15 protein-coding genes are annotated in these 18,724 nt (G+C 59.4%); 10 read left to right on the top strand and 5 right to left on the bottom strand.

The window, feature by feature from the left end; genetic code table 11:
- Positions 1-323: 323 nt before the first annotated feature.
- The 4 genes from ASC90_RS15435 to ASC90_RS15450 all read right to left on the bottom strand — a co-directional run bounded on the left by ASC90_RS15435 (position 324) and on the right by ASC90_RS15450 (position 5,365).
- On the bottom strand, positions 324-896 hold the full coding sequence (locus ASC90_RS15435; RefSeq protein ID WP_056542074.1) for a CarD family transcriptional regulator: 573 nt from the start codon (positions 894-896) through the stop codon (positions 324-326).
- A gap of 401 nt (positions 897-1,297) precedes the next feature.
- Positions 1,298-1,636, bottom strand: coding sequence for a ferredoxin FdxA (gene fdxA / locus ASC90_RS15440; RefSeq protein ID WP_056542622.1), 339 nt, complete (start codon positions 1,634-1,636; stop codon positions 1,298-1,300).
- Between the two features lie 195 nt (positions 1,637-1,831).
- Positions 1,832-2,236, bottom strand: a complete 405-nt coding sequence (locus ASC90_RS15445; RefSeq protein ID WP_056542076.1) for an RNA-binding S4 domain-containing protein — start codon at positions 2,234-2,236, stop codon at positions 1,832-1,834.
- 3 nt (positions 2,237-2,239) lie between these two features.
- Complete coding sequence (locus ASC90_RS15450) at positions 2,240-5,365, bottom strand: helicase-related protein (protein ID WP_056542077.1); 3,126 nt, start codon at positions 5,363-5,365, stop codon at positions 2,240-2,242.
- Between the two features lie 498 nt (positions 5,366-5,863).
- Here ASC90_RS15450 and ASC90_RS28345 point away from each other — a divergent pair, with 498 nt between their 5' ends.
- Together ASC90_RS28345 and ASC90_RS28350 are read left to right on the top strand one after the other, a co-directional pair.
- Positions 5,864-6,019 (top strand): DUF3309 family protein, encoded by a 156-nt coding sequence (locus ASC90_RS28345; protein ID WP_082519934.1) that lies wholly within the window; start codon positions 5,864-5,866, stop codon positions 6,017-6,019.
- A 27-nt stretch (positions 6,020-6,046) separates the two neighbouring features.
- On the top strand, positions 6,047-6,307 hold the full coding sequence (locus tag ASC90_RS28350) for a YMGG-like glycine zipper-containing protein (RefSeq protein WP_082519935.1): 261 nt from the start codon (positions 6,047-6,049) through the stop codon (positions 6,305-6,307).
- A 106-nt stretch (positions 6,308-6,413) separates the two neighbouring features.
- Here ASC90_RS28350 and efp read toward each other — a convergent pair whose 3' ends face one another.
- On the bottom strand, positions 6,414-6,983 hold the full coding sequence (gene efp / locus ASC90_RS15455; RefSeq protein WP_056542079.1) for an elongation factor P: 570 nt from the start codon (positions 6,981-6,983) through the stop codon (positions 6,414-6,416).
- Positions 6,984-7,133: 150 nt separating this feature from the next.
- Between efp and epmA the strand changes: the two genes are divergently transcribed.
- The 8 genes from epmA to ASC90_RS15495 all read left to right on the top strand — a co-directional run bounded on the left by epmA (position 7,134) and on the right by ASC90_RS15495 (position 18,723).
- Positions 7,134-8,198: an EF-P lysine aminoacylase EpmA gene (epmA, locus tag ASC90_RS15460; RefSeq protein WP_056542081.1), complete on the top strand. Its 1,065-nt coding sequence runs from the start codon at positions 7,134-7,136 to the stop codon at positions 8,196-8,198.
- Positions 8,195-9,244, top strand: a complete 1,050-nt coding sequence (locus tag ASC90_RS15465; protein WP_056542083.1) for a lysine-2,3-aminomutase-like protein — start codon at positions 8,195-8,197, stop codon at positions 9,242-9,244. The genes epmA and ASC90_RS15465 overlap by 4 nt, the downstream gene beginning before the upstream one ends.
- A gap of 261 nt (positions 9,245-9,505) precedes the next feature.
- Positions 9,506-9,757 (top strand): acyl carrier protein, encoded by a 252-nt coding sequence (locus ASC90_RS15470; RefSeq protein WP_056542084.1) that lies wholly within the window; start codon positions 9,506-9,508, stop codon positions 9,755-9,757.
- Positions 9,758-10,939 carry an acyl-CoA dehydrogenase family protein gene (locus ASC90_RS15475; protein WP_056542086.1) on the top strand — a complete coding sequence of 394 codons (1,182 nt, stop codon included), beginning with the start codon at positions 9,758-9,760 and terminating at the stop codon, positions 10,937-10,939.
- A 4-nt stretch (positions 10,940-10,943) separates the two neighbouring features.
- Entirely contained in the window at positions 10,944-11,861 is a 918-nt protein-coding gene (locus ASC90_RS15480; protein ID WP_056542088.1) for an amino acid--[acyl-carrier-protein] ligase, read from the top strand.
- Positions 11,861-12,823: a DUF1839 family protein gene (locus tag ASC90_RS15485; RefSeq protein ID WP_056542090.1), complete on the top strand. Its 963-nt coding sequence runs from the start codon at positions 11,861-11,863 to the stop codon at positions 12,821-12,823. Before ASC90_RS15480 ends, ASC90_RS15485 begins: the two co-directional genes overlap by 1 nt.
- 16 nt (positions 12,824-12,839) lie before the next feature.
- Entirely contained in the window at positions 12,840-15,317 is a 2,478-nt protein-coding gene (locus ASC90_RS15490) for a glycoside hydrolase family 2 protein (protein ID WP_056542092.1), read from the top strand.
- Positions 15,318-15,414: 97 nt separating this feature from the next.
- On the top strand, positions 15,415-18,723 hold the full coding sequence (locus ASC90_RS15495; protein WP_056542094.1) for an oligosaccharide flippase family protein: 3,309 nt from the start codon (positions 15,415-15,417) through the stop codon (positions 18,721-18,723).
- The last annotated feature ends 1 nt before the right edge of the window (position 18,724 follow it).

An 18,724-nucleotide genomic window follows, 5' to 3' on the forward strand; every position in this document is an offset into this window, starting at 1 on the left:
CCGGACATCGCTGCCCAGACCAAATTCATCTGTTGAAGGTATGTAGGCCCGGACTCTGGACGTTTCCGGATGGGGCCCTAGTTCTGCTATTAGGCGCCGGTAAGACGGCCTGGCGAGACCAGTTTCTTCAAGTTGCCGTAGAGGCAAGATGTGGAAGGCATGATCCGCTCCTTGTCGAATGTGAACAGGAATACGAACGTTCGAGCGATTTCAGTTCGCAACGATATCCGCAGCTACATGCCATAAACGCGCCAGCGCGGAAAAAGTTCCAATAAAAAACCCGGCTCGAAGGCCGGGTTTTTTGGGAAGAAAACAGGAGGATACTATGCAGCCTCTTCCTGTGATTCGTCTTCGTCTATCGCCTTGCCGCGCTTTGGACCCTTGTTGAGGTTGGTCTCGACGAGGCGAACCGCTTCGGTTTCCGACATCTTGTTCACGGCAGCGATTTCACGTGCCATGCGGTCGAGTGCGGCTTCATAGAGCTGCCGTTCCGAATAGGACTGTTCCGGCTGATTTTCGGCACGATACAGATCGCGTACGACTTCAGCGATTGAGATCAGATCGCCGGAATTGATCTTTGCATCATATTCCTGGGCACGTCGGGACCACATGGTACGCTTGACGCGCGCCTTGCCCTGCACAACCTTAAGCGCACGATCTACAAAATCGGTTTCCGAAAGCTTGCGCATGCCGATGCTCATGGCCTTCGCGACCGGCACCTTCAGACGCATCTTATCCTTCTCAAAATCGATAACGAAAAGTTCGAGCTTCATACCTGCGACTTCTTGCTCTTCGATAGCGGTGATGGTACCCACGCCATGAGCGGGGTAAACGATTGATTCACCGGTCTTGAAGCCGTGACGGGCGGAAGAAGGTTTTTTCTGCTGGGTCGTCATTCTATTCAAAAACTCCCTGTTACGCTTCCGGCAGCAGCCGGAGCCGGGTCAGTCAGGCCCGGATGAGACGGTAAGATCCGTCGGGTGACTTTGCTTCTGGTCCCACCGGGCAGAAGCAGACAGATTCAGGCGCGCGATCTAGGACCTCACAGCTCAACGCTTTGATATGTCACGGAAACCGCGTGCAGATTCGTTTTGCTTTCGTGGTGGTTTTGGGGCATGCAACATGCCGCAAGTGGATCAGTGTGGGAAAGATATCACAAAAATATGAGGAAATCAATAATTTACTGCAGCTGAGTCATGCGGGTAACACATGCCACCCATATGCTACAGGCAGATTTGCAGGCATTTTGGCACGGCTGAACCCGGTTTCATGATGCGGGCCAGCTTTCGTCCTTGCATCAATCTCCGGAGCCGGGCTTCTCGGAGAAGTACTTTTCAAACTTGCCGGTTTCGCCGTCCTTTTCCTTGGCTTCCGGCATCGAGTCCTTCTTGACCGTGATGTTCGGCCAGATGCTGGCATACTCGGCATTGATCTTGAGCCACTTGTCGAGGCCTGGCTCGGTATCCGGCTTGATTGCCTCTGCTGGACATTCAGGCTCGCAGACGCCGCAGTCGATGCATTCATCGGGATGTATGACGAGGAAGTTCTCGCCTTCGTAGAAGCAGTCGACGGGGCAAACTTCAACGCAGTCGGTATATTTGCAGCGAATGCAATTGTCGGTCACGACATAGGTCATGAAAAACTCCAGGATTTCCACACAACTGGGGCCGGGCAACCTGGAACGTCGCGCCTTTCCCCTAGCCGAAGAGCAAGCTTGGACAGGCTTAGGAGGCAGTCGCGCTATCCGGCAAGTTGTCTGTGAGGTAGCGGCTTTGAAGCCGGATTTCAAGAATAAAGAAATCGCAAAAGCCGGCAGTTTGAACAGAGTTTTCTAATCATCGTCCGACATAAGCTTGTCGATTGCACGGCGCTCCTTTTTTGTCGGGCGGCCGGCGCCGGTCGTGCGGATGGCTTGGTCGTAGAGCGTGAGGCGTTTTGCCTCATCTGGCGGGGGCGTCACGTCCTCGTAGAGCAGACGTGCTTCCTCGTAAGGACCGCGTCGCTCGCCGCCCGATTTGACGACGAGGACGGTATCTCGTCGCTCCAGGATCAGCTCGATTTTGTCGCCAACCTTGACCATGTGGCTCGGTTGGGTAACTCGTTCCCCGTTGATTCGCACATGGCCGGACTGGATGCGGCTCTGGGCGAGCGAGCGGGACTTCACCATGCGCGTGAAGAACAGCCATTTGTCGATGCGCTGGCGCGAACCGTTTGCTGGCTGTGTCTCCCCGCTCATTGGTTACTTCTTCATCTGCTCCTTCAAGGCGGCGAGCTTGGCGAAAGGCGAATCCGGATCGATCGGCTTCTCCTTCCGCGGCGGCTTTGCCTCGAAGCGCAGCGGCTGTGGTGCGCCACGGTTGTTGTTGCGGTCATTGCGGTCCTTGCGATCGCCACCGCGGTCCTGACGGTCGCCGCGCTGTTCGTTGCGGCCCTGGTTGGGCTTGCCGCCATCCTTGCCGCGGTGCTGGCGATTGCCTTCCCGGTTTTCACCTGCACCTTCGCCACCCTGGCGACGGTTGCCTTGGCCGCGTTCCTGACCCTGGCCTTGACGTTCGCCGCCACGGCGATCGCCATGGCTGCGGGCCTGGCGCTGGTTGGTGTTGTCAGTACGTCCACCCAGGCGCCAAAGAAGTACCGGCTTCGGCTCTTCTTCAGCCTCGGCGACATCAACCGCCGGCGTTGCTTCGTCGACCGAGTCCGGTGCAGATATGTCGGTTGCCGCGGCTTCGGCCACTGGCGTCTCGGCGGCCGATGCTTCAACTGTCGGCGCTTCTGCCGTCGGCTCATCGGACGAGGTGCTGTCGGCATCGTCGTGGTCGGCCCTGTCGGCGCCTTCGTCAGCCACGACTGCAACGGCTGCGGCAGCAGGTGACGCCGATGCGTCCTGGGTCGCAAGGTGAGCAGAGGCATCTTCCGCCTTCACCGCATCGGCCCGATAGCCAAGACCCTTGAGGATCTCTTCCATATCTTCCAGTGTCGCACCAAGAATGGAGAGCATCGCGGTGGTTGTTGTGAAGCGGCGGCCATCGTAGGCGCCTTCCGGACGGTTGGACTGCCCGGGCTTCCACTGCAGCAGCGGACGAATGATGTCGGCAAGGCGTTCCAGGATATCGATACGAACCGCGCGCTTTCCGAGAAAGCGGAAGCCCGCGAGCTTGTAAAACATGCGCTCAAAAGTGGGATCGGTCACAACCGAAGTTCGACCGGCGGCAAGCACGGGAATAAGATCGCCGTAGCCAGGCTTGTCGAGACCGTCATTCTTCAATGCCCAGAGAAGCGTGATGAGCTCCGCGGGCGCCGGCTTCAAAAGTGCCGGAACAAAGATGTGATAGGCACCGAAGCGGACACCGTAGCGGCGCATCGAAGCGCGTGCATCCTGATCCAGCGACTTCACTTCCTCGGTCACGTCGCGCCGGAACAGCACGCCGAGATTTTCGACCAGCTGAAATGCGAGCCCCTTTGCGAGACCCTGAAGGTCTTCGGCGCGAGACAGGTCGTCAAGCGGCTTCAGGGCAGTGCTGATGTGGTGGTTCACGAACCGCTCGACGCGGGCGAGCACATGATCACGCGCGTTGCCGGTGAGTTGCTCGTCGGCAAGCAGGATGACGCGGGGACGCATGATGTGGTCGCTGCCGGTCAGGCGCGCCACGGGATCACCCAGCCAACGGATCAAGCCGTCAGAACTGATTGCCAGATCGCTGTTGCCAGCTGCGTGGATACGCGCCGCGCGCGCCTCGAATTCCAGGGCGAGCGCCTTTTGCGAAGCGGTCTGGACCGCCCTCGCGTCCGGCCCCTCGGTTCCAGAAACAGGCGTGAACCGGAATCCGGACAACTGCCCCACATGATGTCCTTCTACGAAGACATCGCCATTTACACTGATTTCAGCTTCCAGCATCGCATTCTCTCTCAGGCGCTTCATGAGCACAGATGTCCTGCGATCAACAAAGCGTTTCGTCAACCTTTCATGTAACGCATCGGACAATCGATCCTCGATTTCCCGCGTCTTTTCCTGCCAGTGTGTCGGATCGGCAAGCCAACTGGGCCGATTCGATACATAGGTCCAAGTCCTTATCTGCGCGATTCGCGCCGAAAGCGTGTCGATTTCACCGTCTGTTCGATCCGCGCGGCGCACCTGCTCGGCAAGAAAGTCCTCGTTCACCGTGCCATAGCGCACGAGATCGGAAAAGAGGGTGAAAATAAGATCGGCGTGTTGTGCCGGCGCGATACGTCGATAATCGGGCAGCGCACAAGCTTCCCACAGCTTTTCGACACGGCCCGCGTTATTGGCAAGGTCAACGATCTCCGGGTAGCGCGACAGGTGTTCGAGCGCTTGCTGGTCGACAGCCGGCAAGGCCCTCGTCAACCCCGAGACGGTTGGAGCGGTCTCCAGGCTGGCGCGAAGCGACTGTATCGACGAGAAATCGAGACGCTTCGTGCGCCACTGAAGAACTTTGACGTTGTCGAACTCATGACCCTCGATACGCTCGACCAGTTCTTCATCGAAGGGGTCGACGTGGCCGGTGACGCCAAAGGTGCCGTCACGAAGATGCCGCCCGGCGCGCCCGGCGATTTGCCCCAGTTCGCTGGGGTTGAGACTGCGGAACTGGTAGCCGTCGAACTTGCGGTCCTGGGCGAATGCGACATGATCGACATCGAGGTTGAGTCCCATGCCGATGGCGTCGGTCGCGACCAGGTATTCCACATCGCCGGCCTGATAGAGAGCAACCTGTGCGTTTCGGGTCCGGGGGCTGAGCGCACCGAGAACGACGGCTGCGCCACCACGATGTCTCCGGATCAACTCAGCGATCGCGTAGACCTCGTCAGCAGAGAATGCCACGATCGCCGAGCGCTGCGGCAGGCGGGTGATCTTCTTCTGTCCGGCATAGAATAGCTGAGACAGACGGGGCCGCTCGATCACCGTAATGCCTGGAAGAAGGTGCTGCAAAATCGGGCGCATCGTGCCGGCACCGAGCAGCAGTGTTTCGTCGCGCCCACGAAGATGCAGAATGCGATCGGTAAAGATGTGCCCCCGTTCCAGATCGCCAGCGAGCTGGACTTCATCGATTGCAACGAAGGCTGCCTTCGTCTCGCGCGGCATCGCTTCGACAGTGCAGACCGAGAAGCGGGCATTCGGCGGCGTTATCTTTTCTTCGCCCGTGATCAGGGCGACGTTCTGAAACCCGACCTTTTCGACGACGCGCGTGTACACCTCGCGCGCAAGTAGCCGCAAGGGAAGACCGATCACGCCGGTGCCATGGGCGACCATGCGTTCGATGGCATAATGCGTCTTGCCGGTATTGGTCGGTCCGAGCACCGCGGTCACGCCGCGCCCGCTCAGTATCATCGGCTGCGATGTCAGTGTCATGGTCCTGCGAGTGAGGCGGAGGCGCCTCGGGTCAAGTCAACTTCCTCTCCCGGAAGCAGACCACACATGGACAGCCGCCATCCCAAACGCAAGGGCTGATTTGAATTTGATCTGCGCGAATAGCTTGCAGAATACACGTTTTCCGATTCAGAACAGTCTGTGAACGAATCAGAGACGAATCGCTGACTCGCTTTGATTCCGTATTTGTTCACCGCTAAGTATTGATTTTGAATCATCTTTTCCCACAAGATGCTGAATCGACAAGGTCGCGTAATACGTGTGTTGCGCTCGTTGAAGTGTTAATCCAATCGGGGGCGTGGCGAATGCAGGGTCACGTTCCCGCGTTATTCCCCGCTTCATAGCTGATTGAATTCTCGCCTTGCTGCTGACGGTTCATAACGGTGTGCGCATCAAAAGCCAGCAATGACGGCGTGGAACAAAAACTGCCAGCGCGTGTTTCTCGTCCATTCGAACGCGAAATAGTTGAGGACACAGACCATGCTTGGCACGATACTGCTTATTATCCTTATTCTGCTTCTGATTGGTGCACTACCCAATTGGGGTTATAGCCGGGGTTGGGGCTATGGACCTTCCGGAGGTTTGGGTCTAGTTCTCGTGATTATCATTGTTCTTGTGCTACTTGGCCGTATCTAAGCGTCCGAAAAAACTGGGAGATAAGTCATGATGAAAAAAATTGTTCTCATTGGTGCTCTTGTCGGCGCGCTCGCATCTTGTACAGCGACCGAGCAAGGCACTGCGATCGGCGCAGGTACGGGTGCTATCATTGGTGGCGCCGTCAGTAATAGCTGGGGTGGTGCTGCTATTGGTGCCGTGGCTGGTGGTGTGGCTGGTGCTTTGATCGGCCAGTCGGTGGAACGCCGAGGTTATTGCGTATATCGTGACCGTTACGGTCGTCGATATGAAGCACGTTGCCCGCGTTAAGCCCAAAAACGCCGGTTCGCCGGCGCTTTTTCTCTAGTCTAGCTGGCAACAAAAAAGCCGCATCGTTTCCTGTGCGGCTATTTCAGAGCGACCCGCCAGGGGATCATCAGTCCTTGGCGCGCTCGACGTAGGAATTGTCTTCCGTGGCGATGACGACGCGCGTGCCAGCGTTGATGTGCGGCGGCACGAGGGTGCGGACGCCATTCGACAATATGGCAGGCTTATAGGAAGACGAAGCCGTCTGGCCTTTGACGACCGGTTCGGTCTCGGCGATCTCAAGCGTGACATGACGAGGCAGATCGAGCGCCAGCGGAAGGCCTTCGTGTATCGAGAGAATGCAGGTCATACCTTCCTGGAGGTAGGCCTTCTGGTCGCCCATGGTCTCGACGTCGACGACCACCTGATCGTATGTAGCCGGATTCATGAAATGGAAGCCCTCGCCGTCCTCATAGAGGTACTGGAAGTTCACGTCCTCGACAAAGGCGCGCTCGACCTGTTCCGTGGTGCGCCAGCGTTCCGATACCTTAACGCCGTCGACGATGCGGCGCATGTCGACCTGGGTAACGGGCGTTCCCTTGCCCGGATGAAAGTTGCTGGCCGTCAGAACGACGTAGAGTTTGCCGTCCACGTCGAGAACGTTGCCCTTGCGGACGGAAGAGGCGATAACCTTGACCATTAAGACTTCCTTGTAACTCGGCTTTTGGCGTCGTAGAGGACTGTCGAAATAGCCCCGAGACGCAATTGATTGTTCTTTGGGGGCGCAACTAACCTAAAATCCGGCAAATAGCCAGCCCTCGCGTCGGTCAAGCCGGTCAGGATAAATGCAATGAAGCCCTCGATCGCCAAAGCGTCTCCATGGTGGACGCCGAGCGTCCACATTGATCGCCGGCCGTTCCTGATTGGGCGAAATGCGATCCAAGCCGAGCTGCGTGGCTATTTTGCGCGCGAGGATTTCATTGAGGTCGACACGGCCACGCTGCAGGTGTCGCCTGGCAACGAGGCGCACCTTCACGCCTTCGCAACTGAGGCGGTTACGACCGACGGTCGGAGATCACCCTTCTATCTGCATACCTCGCCTGAGTTCGCATGCAAAAAGCTGCTATCGGCGGGTGAACTGCGTATCGCCTGCTTTGCGCATGTTTACCGCAATCGTGAGCGCGGGCCGCTGCACCACCCGGAATTCACGATGCTCGAATGGTATCGCGCCGGCGAGGGCTACGAGAGCCTGATGATCGATTGCGCGCGCATTCTGGCGCTTGCGGCCGAAACAACCGGAGCAGCCCGGCTGACCTATCGCGGCAGGGAATGCGATCCTTTTGCCGAACCGGACAGGATCAGTGTGGCGCAGGCTTTCCAGCGGTATGCCGGCATCGATCTTCTCGGATCGGTCTTTGCGGGCGGCGATACCGATCGAGCGCATCTGGCGGCGGAGATGACGCGCGTCGGCATGCGCGTTGCCGAGGATGACGGCTGGGCAGACTTGTTCAGCCGCGCCCTTGTCGAAAAGGTCGAGCCCCATCTCGGCTTCGGTCGCATTACCATTCTCGACGAATATCCGGTTTCGGAAGCGGCGCTCGCAAGGCCCTCGGCGCATGATCCCAGGGTTGCCGAGCGTTTCGAGGTTTATGCCTGCGGTGTTGAACTCGCGAACGGCTTCGGCGAACTCACCAATCCAGCGGAGCAGCGTCGCCGTTTCGAGATCGAAATGACGGAGAAGGCACGTATTTACGGCGAAACCTATCCGATCGACGAGGATTTTCTGGGTGCGCTTGCCATCATGCCGGAGGCGAGTGGCATCGCGTTGGGTTTTGATCGGCTGGTGATGCTTGCCACCGGCGCATCGCGCATCGACCAGGTGCTTTGGGCACCGGTTGCGGAGTACGGCGTATGAGTTCCAGCCCCATCAGGACCGTCGAAGATCTCGATAGCGCCGGCCTCATCGGCAAGCGTGACCGCGCAGCCCTGGAAGAGGTTACGTCGCGTTATGCGGTTGCGTTGACGCCCGCGGTGGCGGCACTGATCGACCGCACGGATGCGGCCGATCCGATCGCACGCCAGTTCGTGCCCGACGCGGCCGAGCTTGTCGTTACGGCTGAAGAGCGGGCCGATCCGATCGGCGACCACGCTCACAGCCCGGTAGAGGGCATCGTTCATCGTTATCCCGATCGCGTGCTGCTAAAGGCCGTCCACGTCTGTCCCGTCTATTGCCGCTTCTGCTTCCGGCGCGAGATGGTCGGGCCGCAGGGGCTCGGCACGCTGGATGTTGGCGGAATGAAAGCCGCCTTCGACTATATCCGCGATCACCGCGAAATCTGGGAGGTTATTCTGACCGGGGGCGATCCCCTGGTCCTGTCGGCGCGACGCCTGACGGCGATCCTCAGCGAACTGGCGGCCATCGATCATGTCAAGATTGTCCGGTTCCATAGCCGCGTCCCCGTGGTCGATCCGGAAAGGATCGATGCAGCGTTGATCGCCGCCATCAAGGCAAGCGGGAAGACGGTGTACATCGCACTGCATGCCAATCATCCACGCGAGCTGACGGACGGAGCACGCGCAGCCTGTGGTCGTCTCGTAGATGCCGGAATCGTGATGGTCAGCCAATCCGTCCTCCTCAGAGGTGTCAACGACGACCCGGCGGTCCTCGGTGAGTTGATGAAGGCCTTCGTCGAGACGCGCGTGAAGCCCTACTATCTGCATCATCCGGATCTCGCGCCGGGAACGAGCCATTTTCGACTGACGATTGAAGAGGGGCAGCAAATCGTTGCTGCGCTGCGCGGTCGGATTTCCGGACTGTGCCAGCCGACCTATATCCTCGATATACCGGGTGGGCATGGAAAAGCAGTCATCTCTGAACAGGCCATCCACGAGATAGGGCAAGGCTGCTATTCGGTTTCCGACTATCGTGGGGGGCAGCATCGGTATCCGCCCGCCGACTAGAAAAAGTGCGGACCAGGCGTGTTATTATCAAACAATCCGCTGCCGGCGACAGCGCGTTGCGTTGTCTCAGAATTTACGCAGACGTTTGAAAACATTGCCGTTTATTCGTCATTTCAAAATCTTTGATAAATTTGTAGTTCGGTCCCTCAGTCAGCCTTAACTACGTCATTTAGGGGAATCTTGGGTTTTCCTGAATAGAACCGCTCTCCAATCGAGGCATGGATCGCCCCTCAGGATATGATCATCTTGGAGATGTTAAGCATGAACACGACTATCCGCGAACTCTTGGTCAAATTTGGAAAGCTCCCGGTCTCGGTCGATCAGGTTGCGGATGATGCCGATCTCTATGCTGCCGGCCTGACATCCTTCGCATCCGTGCAGTTGATGCTCGGCATCGAGGAGGCATTCGACATCGAGTTCCCCGACAACCTTCTCAATCGGAAGTCGTTCGCGAGCATCTCGGCGATTTCGAGGACGGTCGATCTCATCAAGGACAGCCGGAAGGTTGCCTAGATGAATATTCCGGTCAAAATCACGGAAGAAAATCTTGCTGTCAGGGTTTCCCGCGTCGCTGCGATTGCAGCTCAGCACGCGGACGCCGTCGATTTTGAAGGAAGGTTTCCGCGCGAAGCCGTCGACGCCATGAAAGCCGAACGATTGCTTGGCATCCAGATTCCCCGCCATCTCGGCGGCGAGAGTGCGACCATCGGCGAGATCGCCGAACTGTGTGCATTGCTTGGCCAAGCCTGCGCAGCAGCAGCCATGGTCTTTGCCATGCACCACATCAAGCTGTGCAGTCTGGTCGAACACTGTGGCGCCAGCGAATGGCATTCCAGCTTCATGCGGCGCGTCGCTGCCGAGCAGTTGCTGATTGCCTCTGCGACCACGGAGGGCGGGATCGGCGGCAATCTTCGGAACAGTCTTTGCGCAATCGAGGTTGATGGCCCTATTTGCGCTCTTGAGAAGGACGCGACCGTGATTTCGTACGGTGCTTACGCCGACGCTATCATGATCACTTCGCGGGCTCATGCCGAGGCCGCATCCTCCGATCAGGTCCTGACTGTCTTCCTGAGCGGCCAGTACACATTGGAGCGAACCCATGCCTGGAATACGCTCGGCATGCGGGGGACCTGCTCGGACGGCTTTCTGTTCAAGGGCGCGGCGCCGGCGGTTCAGATACTGCCGAAGCCTTTTGCCGAGATTGCAGCGCAGTCGATGCTAGCCTCATCGCATCTGCTGTGGAGCGGCGTGTGGTACGGCATTGCCGTCGACGCGTTCAGCCGCGCGCAGGCGTTCGTTCGCTCGGCAGCGCGCAAGTCGCCGGGAACCACACCGCCGGGTGCGCTGCGCCTCGCGGAAGTTTCCAACCTGCTGCAGATGGTCCGCTCCAATGTCGTTGCAGGCCTGAAGGCTTATGAGCATGCCAAAAACGACGCCGACAAGTTGTCGTCGATGGGCTTTGCCGTTGCCATGAACAATGTGAAGATCGCTTCGTCGGAAACGATCCTCGAAATCATCAACCACGTCATGCTGATCTGCGGCATCATGGGCTACAAGAACGGTACGCCCTTCAGTGTCGGGCGACATCTTCGTGACGCTCACTCCGCGCAACTCATGATCTCGAACGATCGCATCCTCGGCAACACGTCGAGCATGCTTCTTGTCCACAAGCAGGACACAAGCCTATTGGGGTGACGACATGGACATGCAAGTGACCTTCCTGGACCGGCTCTTTGAATCGGGCCTGTTGATCGATACCGGCATTGATGGTCTCTATGGACGCAGCGGCCAGTTTGAAGATGTAATCGCTGCCTTCGAACGACTGATCGACAGGTTCGGCGGTGCCGATGGCGCTGAAGCAATGCGTTTTCCGCCGGGCATGAACCGCGCCTTCTTCGAAAAGAGCGGATACATGAAGAGCTTCCCGCAGCTCGCCGGCACGGTGCACAGCTTCTGCGGCAGCGAGCTTGATCACGTAAACCTGCTACAGTGCATGGAAGTCGGGGACGATTGGACCCAGGCGCAGACGGCGACCGACATCGTCCTGACGCCCGCGGCCTGCTATCCGCTCTACCCGACGATCGCCAAGCGCGGCAGACTACCCGCGGAAGGCGGTCTGTTCGATCTCCAGTCCTATTGCTTCCGCCATGAGCCCTCGCAGGATCCTGCGCGTCAGCAGCTTTTCCGCATGCGCGAATATATCTGCATGGGCACCGAACGGCACGTGACGGATTTCCGCCAGCGCTGGATGGATCGCGGCGTCGAAATGATGAAGGCTGTCGGCCTCGATGTCGCGATCGACGTTGCCAACGATCCATTCTTCGGTCGTGCCGGCAAGATGCTGGCCAATAACCAGCGCGACCAGAACCTCAAGTTCGAGCTTCTGATCCCGATCACGTCCACTGCCAATCCCACCGCTTGCATGAGCTTCAACTATCATCAGGACGCGTTCGGCTCGAAGTGGGGTCTGTTCCTCGAAGACGGCAGCGTTGCACATACCGCCTGCGTCGGCTTCGGGCTGGAGCGCATCGCGCTTGCACTCTTCCATCACCACGGTCTCGACGTGAAGGTCTGGCCGGCCAAGGTGCGCCAGGCGCTGTGGGGCCGAGTGGTGTGATGGCATCGGTTTTTCCGGGGATTCACCCGGACGGCTATAAGCCACATGCGCTGCATTCGAGCGAGCGCATGTGGCCGGAAACCAATTGCTACGTCGATCTCTGGATCGAGGTGCTGAGCGCGTTGGGTGCCGCACCCGAGGCCATGCTGGGCTTCACGTTGACCCAGGATTTCGAAGGTGATCAGTTCACGTTCTTCAAGGTACCGCTCGAGGACCTGGAAACGCTCTACGATATCCGCGTGAGCGAGCTGGCGATCTTCGACCGCGTCGAGCGACATATCGAAGTGCAAATCGCACGTGGCCGCCTTTGCCTGCTCGAGATGGACTCGTTCTACATGCCGGACACCCAGGGCACCGCCTATCGCGTCGAGCACGGCAAGACGACGGTTGCGGTCAACAGGTTGGATTTTAGCGCCAAGCGTGTCGAGTACTTCCACAATGGTGGCTATTTTCAGCTTCAGGGCGAGGATTTCGATGGGCTCTTCCAGTTGCAGCTGACGGAAGATCTTCCGCCGTTCTTGCCCTACACCGAATTTGCCAAATTCCCGTCTCGCATACCGGCTGCGCGCGCGGTCAGCGAAGCGTCGCGCGGGCTTCTCCGCCGTCATTTTGGGCGCCGTCCCAGGCACAACCCGATCCGGGCGTTCGCCGGGGTGTTTCCGGAGCAGGTCGAAGCGGTGGCGGCGCGGCCCTTTGGCTTCTTCCATAAGTATGCGTTCAATACGCTTCGCCAGTTCGGCGCCAACTTCGAACTTGCCGCAGACCATCTGGCATGGCTTTCTGCGAGCGAGTTTGCGGCGGCGGTGGAGCAGGCGCGGCGGATTTCGGAGGTGGCGAAATCCGTTCAATTCCAGCTTGCGCGCGCAATTACTCGCGGGAAATACGACCCGTTGCGGACAGCGCTTGATCCGGCGGCGGATGCATGGGATGCCATGATGGTTTCGCTCGCGAAGCGTCTGTAAGGTCGGGAGGCTGGGCATGAGAGGGCGGCTGGCGAGCATCGGCTCTGAAGAAACCCTTCTTTCCGAGGGTTGGAATCTGGTGCTGACGGAACCCGGCGCTTGCGCTGTGCCGCATGACATTCCCCTGTCCGCGCCCGTGATAACCGCGGAGGTGCCAGGGACAGTTGCGGCCGCGCTGGAGAATGCAGGTCTTTTCGACAGAGAGAACCCCGAACAGCTCGATACGAAGGATGCGTGGTATGTCAGCCGGCTTTTCGACGCACAGCCGGGCGAGGCAATCCTTCGTTTCGAAGGATTGGCAACGCTCTGCCATGTCTTCCTGAATGGGCAGGAGATTCTGTCGTCCGAAAGCATGTTCACGCTGCATGAGATTCCCGTGACGCTCTCCGGCGGCGACGAACTGGCGCTTTGTTTCCGCGCCTTGGCGCCCCGTTTGGCCGAACCAGGTCCCCGCGCGCGCTGGCGCCCGCAGATGATCAGTCCGCAGGGGCTGAAGAATGTTCGCACGACACTGCTCGGACACATGCCGGGTTGGTGCCCGGAGATCCATGCGGTCGGCCCGTGGCGTCCGATCACTCTTGTTCGTCGCGACGTCGTTTCCATCGACAACGTTTCTGTGCGCGCCGTACTCGAAGCGGATGGCACCGGGCGGTTGAGTGTTTCGCTGCACGCGGATGTCGAAAACCCGGATCTGTTGCTTCGTTGCGGAGAGGTCCAGCAGGCGTTCGAAAAAGTCGCGGAAGGACACTACTCCGCCATCCTCAGGTTGACGGATGTCGAGGCCTGGTGGCCGCATACGCACGGTGTGCCGCGTCTCTACGATTATTCGATCCTTATCGATGGCGTCGAGCATTCTTTGGGGCGAACCGGATTTCGTCGCATCGAGCTTGACCGAGGTGCAGACGGCGAGGACTTCGCACTCAGGATCAATGGCGACCGGGTCTTTTGCCGTGGTGCGGTCTGGACGACGGCAGATATCGTGCGCTTGCCTGGTGCACGCGCGGACTATGAGCCGTTTTTGCGACTTGCCGCCGAAGCTGGCATGAACATGATCCGCATCGGCGGGACGATGGCGTATGAGACGCCGGAGTTCTTCCAGCTCTGCGACGAGCTCGGCCTGCTTGTCTGGCAGGACTTCATGTTTGCCAATTTCGACTATCCGAAGAACGACAAGAGCTTTACGGCGCATGTGCATGCCGAGGTCGAAGAGTTCTTGCACCGTGTCCAAGGCTCTCCTTGCCTCGCAATGCTATGCGGTGGCAGCGAGATCTACCAACAGGCGGCCATGTTCGGCCTGCCGACGGAATTCTGGACCGGGCCGATCACAGACGAGATCATTCCAGCCATCGCCGCTCGCGTCCGACCTGACGTACCGTATGTACCGAACTCGCCCTCCGGCGGGTCGATGCCGTTCGCGTCGAACGCAGGCGTAACGCATTATTACGGCGTCGGCGCCTATATGCGGCCGCTGGAGGACGCGCGACGCGCCAATCTGCGGTTCGCGGCAGAGAGTCTCGCCTTCTCCCACGTGCCGCAGCAGCGGATTCTGCAGCGGCACCTTGATGTTCCGCCAGTCCATAGCCCACTGTGGAAAGCGCGCGTTCCTCGCGATCGCGGCTCGTCTTGGGACTTCGAGGATGTTCGAGATTTCTATCTGGCGGAACTTTACGGCCATGACCCCGCAAGGCTGCGCCGCGAGAACCGGGAGCACTATCTCGACCTCTCGCGCGCCGTAACGGGCGAGGTCGTCGAAGCGACATTTGCCGAGTGGAGGCGCAAGGGCTCCCCTTGCAACGGAGCATTGGTTTGGACGCTGCAGGATCTTCTCCCAGGTCCCGGGTGGGGCGTTATCGATTCAACCGGTGAACCGAAGCCGGTTTGGTATGCCTTGCGGCGTGCCTTCCGCCCGGTTCAGGTGATCGTTACCGACGAAGGCACCAATGGCCTCGACGTTCACGTGATTAACGAGACCATGCACAGTCTGCAGCTCGACCTGGAGCTGGTGTGTCTGCAGCGCGGCAGGCAACATGTCGTCAGCGGCGGCCGGATTCTCACTCTGGGGCCGAGAAGCAGCCAGACCTTTGCCGGCACCGATCTGTTCGGCGCGTTTTTCGACACGACATATGCTTTCCGCTTCGGTCCACCGTCCCATGACGTCGTCGTGGCAAGGCTCCGGTTGCCGGACGGCGGCCCGGTCGTCGCCGATGCCTTCCACTTTCCGCTCGGCCGAGCGAAGGCCTTTCACGATCCCGAGATAATCGTCTCGGCGTCGCATCAGGGCAGCGACGGATGGGTGGTCGATCTTTCAGCGGACCGGCTGGCTCAGTCCGTCCATCTCGAGATCAACGGCTACAGGCCGGAGGACGACTGGTTCCACCTTGCTCCGGGCGCGCCGAAGCGCATTCGACTGCATCGGTTGCCGGGCACCGAAGACGATGACGATCCCTCTGGAGAAGTCACCAGTCTCGGCAGCTCGCGATCCTTCACATTTTGACCGGTGTCGGAGCGGTGTTTGGCGCATAGGCGCAATCAATTCGGAAAGTTTTTCACATTAGCATGGCCGGTTGTGAACCGCCTTGAACGGAAACGATATGTCGAAGGGAATCATTGCGAATTCTGTCATGAACGGCGCGGCGGGGATGCTGCTGCTGCTGACCGGATTCCTTTCGTCCATCATTACCGCTCGTCTGCTCGGCCCAGAAGCCAATGGCGTCGTCGCTTTCTCGCTTTGGCTCGTCGTCACCGGTGCATCCATCGCCGAACTCGGCTCCAGCATCACCCTGTCTAAGACCTTGCCGCAGTTGCAGGCGGAGGGGTTTGATGCCCGGCGCCGGCGCGGCTTCGCATCGCTACTCGTTTCCTTGATGCTGTGTTCCACGATCGCCCTGCTTGGACTTTACGCGCTCTTCTTCCTGACATCGGAGAGACTGCACTGGGCCGAGACCGCGCCGTCCGTTGCGCTGGTGACCGGCGCCTTGTTCTTCGTTCAGGCGATCGGATCGTTCGTCAAATTCTACCTGATCGGCGAACGCAGGCTCGGTGACTTCTTCAAGCTGGCGGTTGGCGTGTGCCTGCTGCAGCTCATTGGGGTTGGCGGCGGCGCTCTGCTATACGGCGTTCCGGGGGTTCTCGTCGGGTACCTTTTCGGCCAGGTGGTCTTCTTTGTCGCGACTCTGCCGATCCTGTTTACGCGCCGCGACCGTTGCGGAGTCTCTTTCAAGTACCTTGCATCGTCTTCGATAGTCCTGTCGGGACAGTTCGTCATCGACTCCATTTTTCTCAACCGGCTGGAGCTTCTGTTCCTGCAGCAGTTCTGGTCCGTCGAGATGGTTGGCTACTATGCCGTCGGCCTTTCGGTGGCGAACATCGCCCTGCAGCTTCCTATCCAGATGACCGGTAGCCTTCTGCCCTACTACTCGGAGCGGCGTCACAGCAGCACTGACCGAACGCTGCCGGTAGAGGTATTTGCGGCCGTGACCCGCAGCATGGCCTATATCATCCTGCCGATGAGTTTCGGGCTTGCCGCGATCTCGGGAGAGCTGGTGCGGGTCGTATTCGGGGAAGCATTTCGTCCGAGCGGGCCGATTGTGGCGCTGCTGGCATTGGCGGCTCCCTCCTATACTTTCATGCAGACGCTTAGCCTCTATCTCCTGTCGATGGATCGGGCACGGGACCGCTTGCGGGTCAGCGTTGTCGGCGGGTTCGTCATGTCTGTCGGCTGCCTGCTGGCGGTGCCCTTCCTCGCCGCAGAGGGAGCGGCCCTTGTCCGCATCGCGGCGTTTACCGTGATGTGCGTTATCATGGTCCGGCAGACAGGGTTCGGCAATCAGTTGTCGGGGCTTTATGTAAGCCTTTCCAAGGCGGTGGCGGCGGCCGTGTTTTGCGCCTGTATTGCTTTGGTGAGTTTACAGTTTGTCAACGGTTCTATTGGACTTCTGTTTGCCATAGTCGCCGGAGGGCTTGGCTATATCTTCGCACTGAAACTCCTGAACGCCATCCCGCGCGAGGATGCCGAGGTAATATTGTCGATCGTGGAGAAAATACCTGTGCCTCTGCGAGGGCTGGCCAGGAAGGCTGCCGGTTTTGTAGCACCGCTTGCTTCCCGGGGCGGCGAGGAAACGCGTGCTGACGAACTCACGGCCCAGCCGGCGGAAGGTGCCGGCCGGGATGCCGCCCTGCCTCTCGCATTTGACGGGACGATCGGCTTGTTCAAGCCCGAGAACGCAGGCGTCGCCAAACGATCGACCGCTGTCCTGCTGCTCAGCCCTTGGGGCCTTGAGGAAATGTGCAGTCGCAAATTTTTCCGCATTATGGCTGAACATTTCGCCGATCTCGGCGTCCCAAGCCTACGGTTCGACTATCCCTCGACCGGGGACGCGCTCGATCTCGGCAATGCGCCCGCCACGCTGGAAATCTGGGAGCGCGCCGTCGTCGCTGCCGCGCAGAAGCTCAAGAGCCTCAGCGGATGCGACCGCATCATCATCGTTGCCCAGGGCATTGGCGCCACTCTTGCGCAGCGGGTGGGGAGAACGATCGATGGCGTGGACAACGTCGTCATGCTGGCGCCGGTCACCAACGGTCGCACTTATCTGCGAGAGCTCAGCGCCTGGTCCAAGTTCATCAACTATCACCTTGGTCTGGGCGAGGGCAATGTTCCCCAGGGCAAACAGGTGATAGCCGGTCTGGTGATGCCGGACGGTATCGCTTCGGAAATCTCAAAGCTCAACATCACCGCTCCCGAGGCGATCGCTGCGGCGCATTACCTTGTCCTTGAGCGACCGGCACGTTCCGACGATACGACGTTTGCGGACAATTTGCGGGCTCTCGGCGCATCGGTCGAGCAGCAGACATTTGAAGGCTACGACGCGTTGGTGACCGACCCGTTGTTTGCTAAGGTGCCGATGGCCACCGTACGCTCTCTGGCCGAATGGATCGATGCGAATACCTCCGTGGACAAGGCCGCCGTTCGCTCTACGGCTGCGATAGAGCCGCAGCCAATGGTTGGGGACGGGTTCGAAGAAGTGCCGGTCCGCTTCGGTGAATTCGATCACCTGATCGGTGTTGTCAGCCGGCCGATCGGCAGCCGCACCGGAAATGCAGTGCTTTTCCTGTCGACTGCCTACGATCGCCATTGCGGCTGGGGTCGCACCATCGTCGACATGGCTCGCGACCTCGCACGTCAAGGCGTCGTTTCGCTGCGTTTCGATTCCGCCAATGTCGGGGACAGCCCGCCGCGCCCCGACGCGCCGGACCAGATTCTCTATTCGGCTACACAAAGCGCGGACGCGCGTGCCGCTCTTGATCTTCTCGAGCGCCATGCACCCGGCCCGCTCATGGTCGCGGGCCGCTGCAGTGGCGGCTATGTGGCCATTCGTGCCGTCGTTGACGACGAGCGGCTGAAGGCTGCTGTTTCGATCAATCCATTCGTCTATTACTGGGACCCCAATCAGGCGGTCGAGAAGAAACACGTCGTCTCGGTGCCTCGCAGTTTCGAGGACTATGGGCAGCGGCTGGCAAGCGTGGACACTTTCAAGCGCCTTATGAGCGGCGAGATCGATGTCCGGGCGGCTGTAAGAAACGTGGCCATCGCATTTGCCCGGCGCATGTCCGTCAGGATAGCGCCCCTGCTGGAGTATCTGCCGGGCCGGCATCATACGGCCGTCGAAGTGAAGAAATCATTTTCGACCGTGGGCAAGCGCAAGGTTCCGGTGACGCTGATCTACAGCGAGGGCGATGTCGGGCTGGAGCATATGTATTTTCATTTCGGTCCAGGCGGGCGCAGGTTTGCGCGCCATCCGAACGTGCGCCTGGTAATGCTGCCCGATGCAGACCACAACCTGACGCCGCCGGCGTCGCGAAAGACGGTATTCGAAGAGATTGTCCGGCTCGCCAAGGCCTGAC

The organism is Rhizobium sp. Root1220 (assembly GCF_001426265.1).
Taxonomy (GTDB): Bacteria; Pseudomonadota; Alphaproteobacteria; order Rhizobiales; family Rhizobiaceae; genus Rhizobium.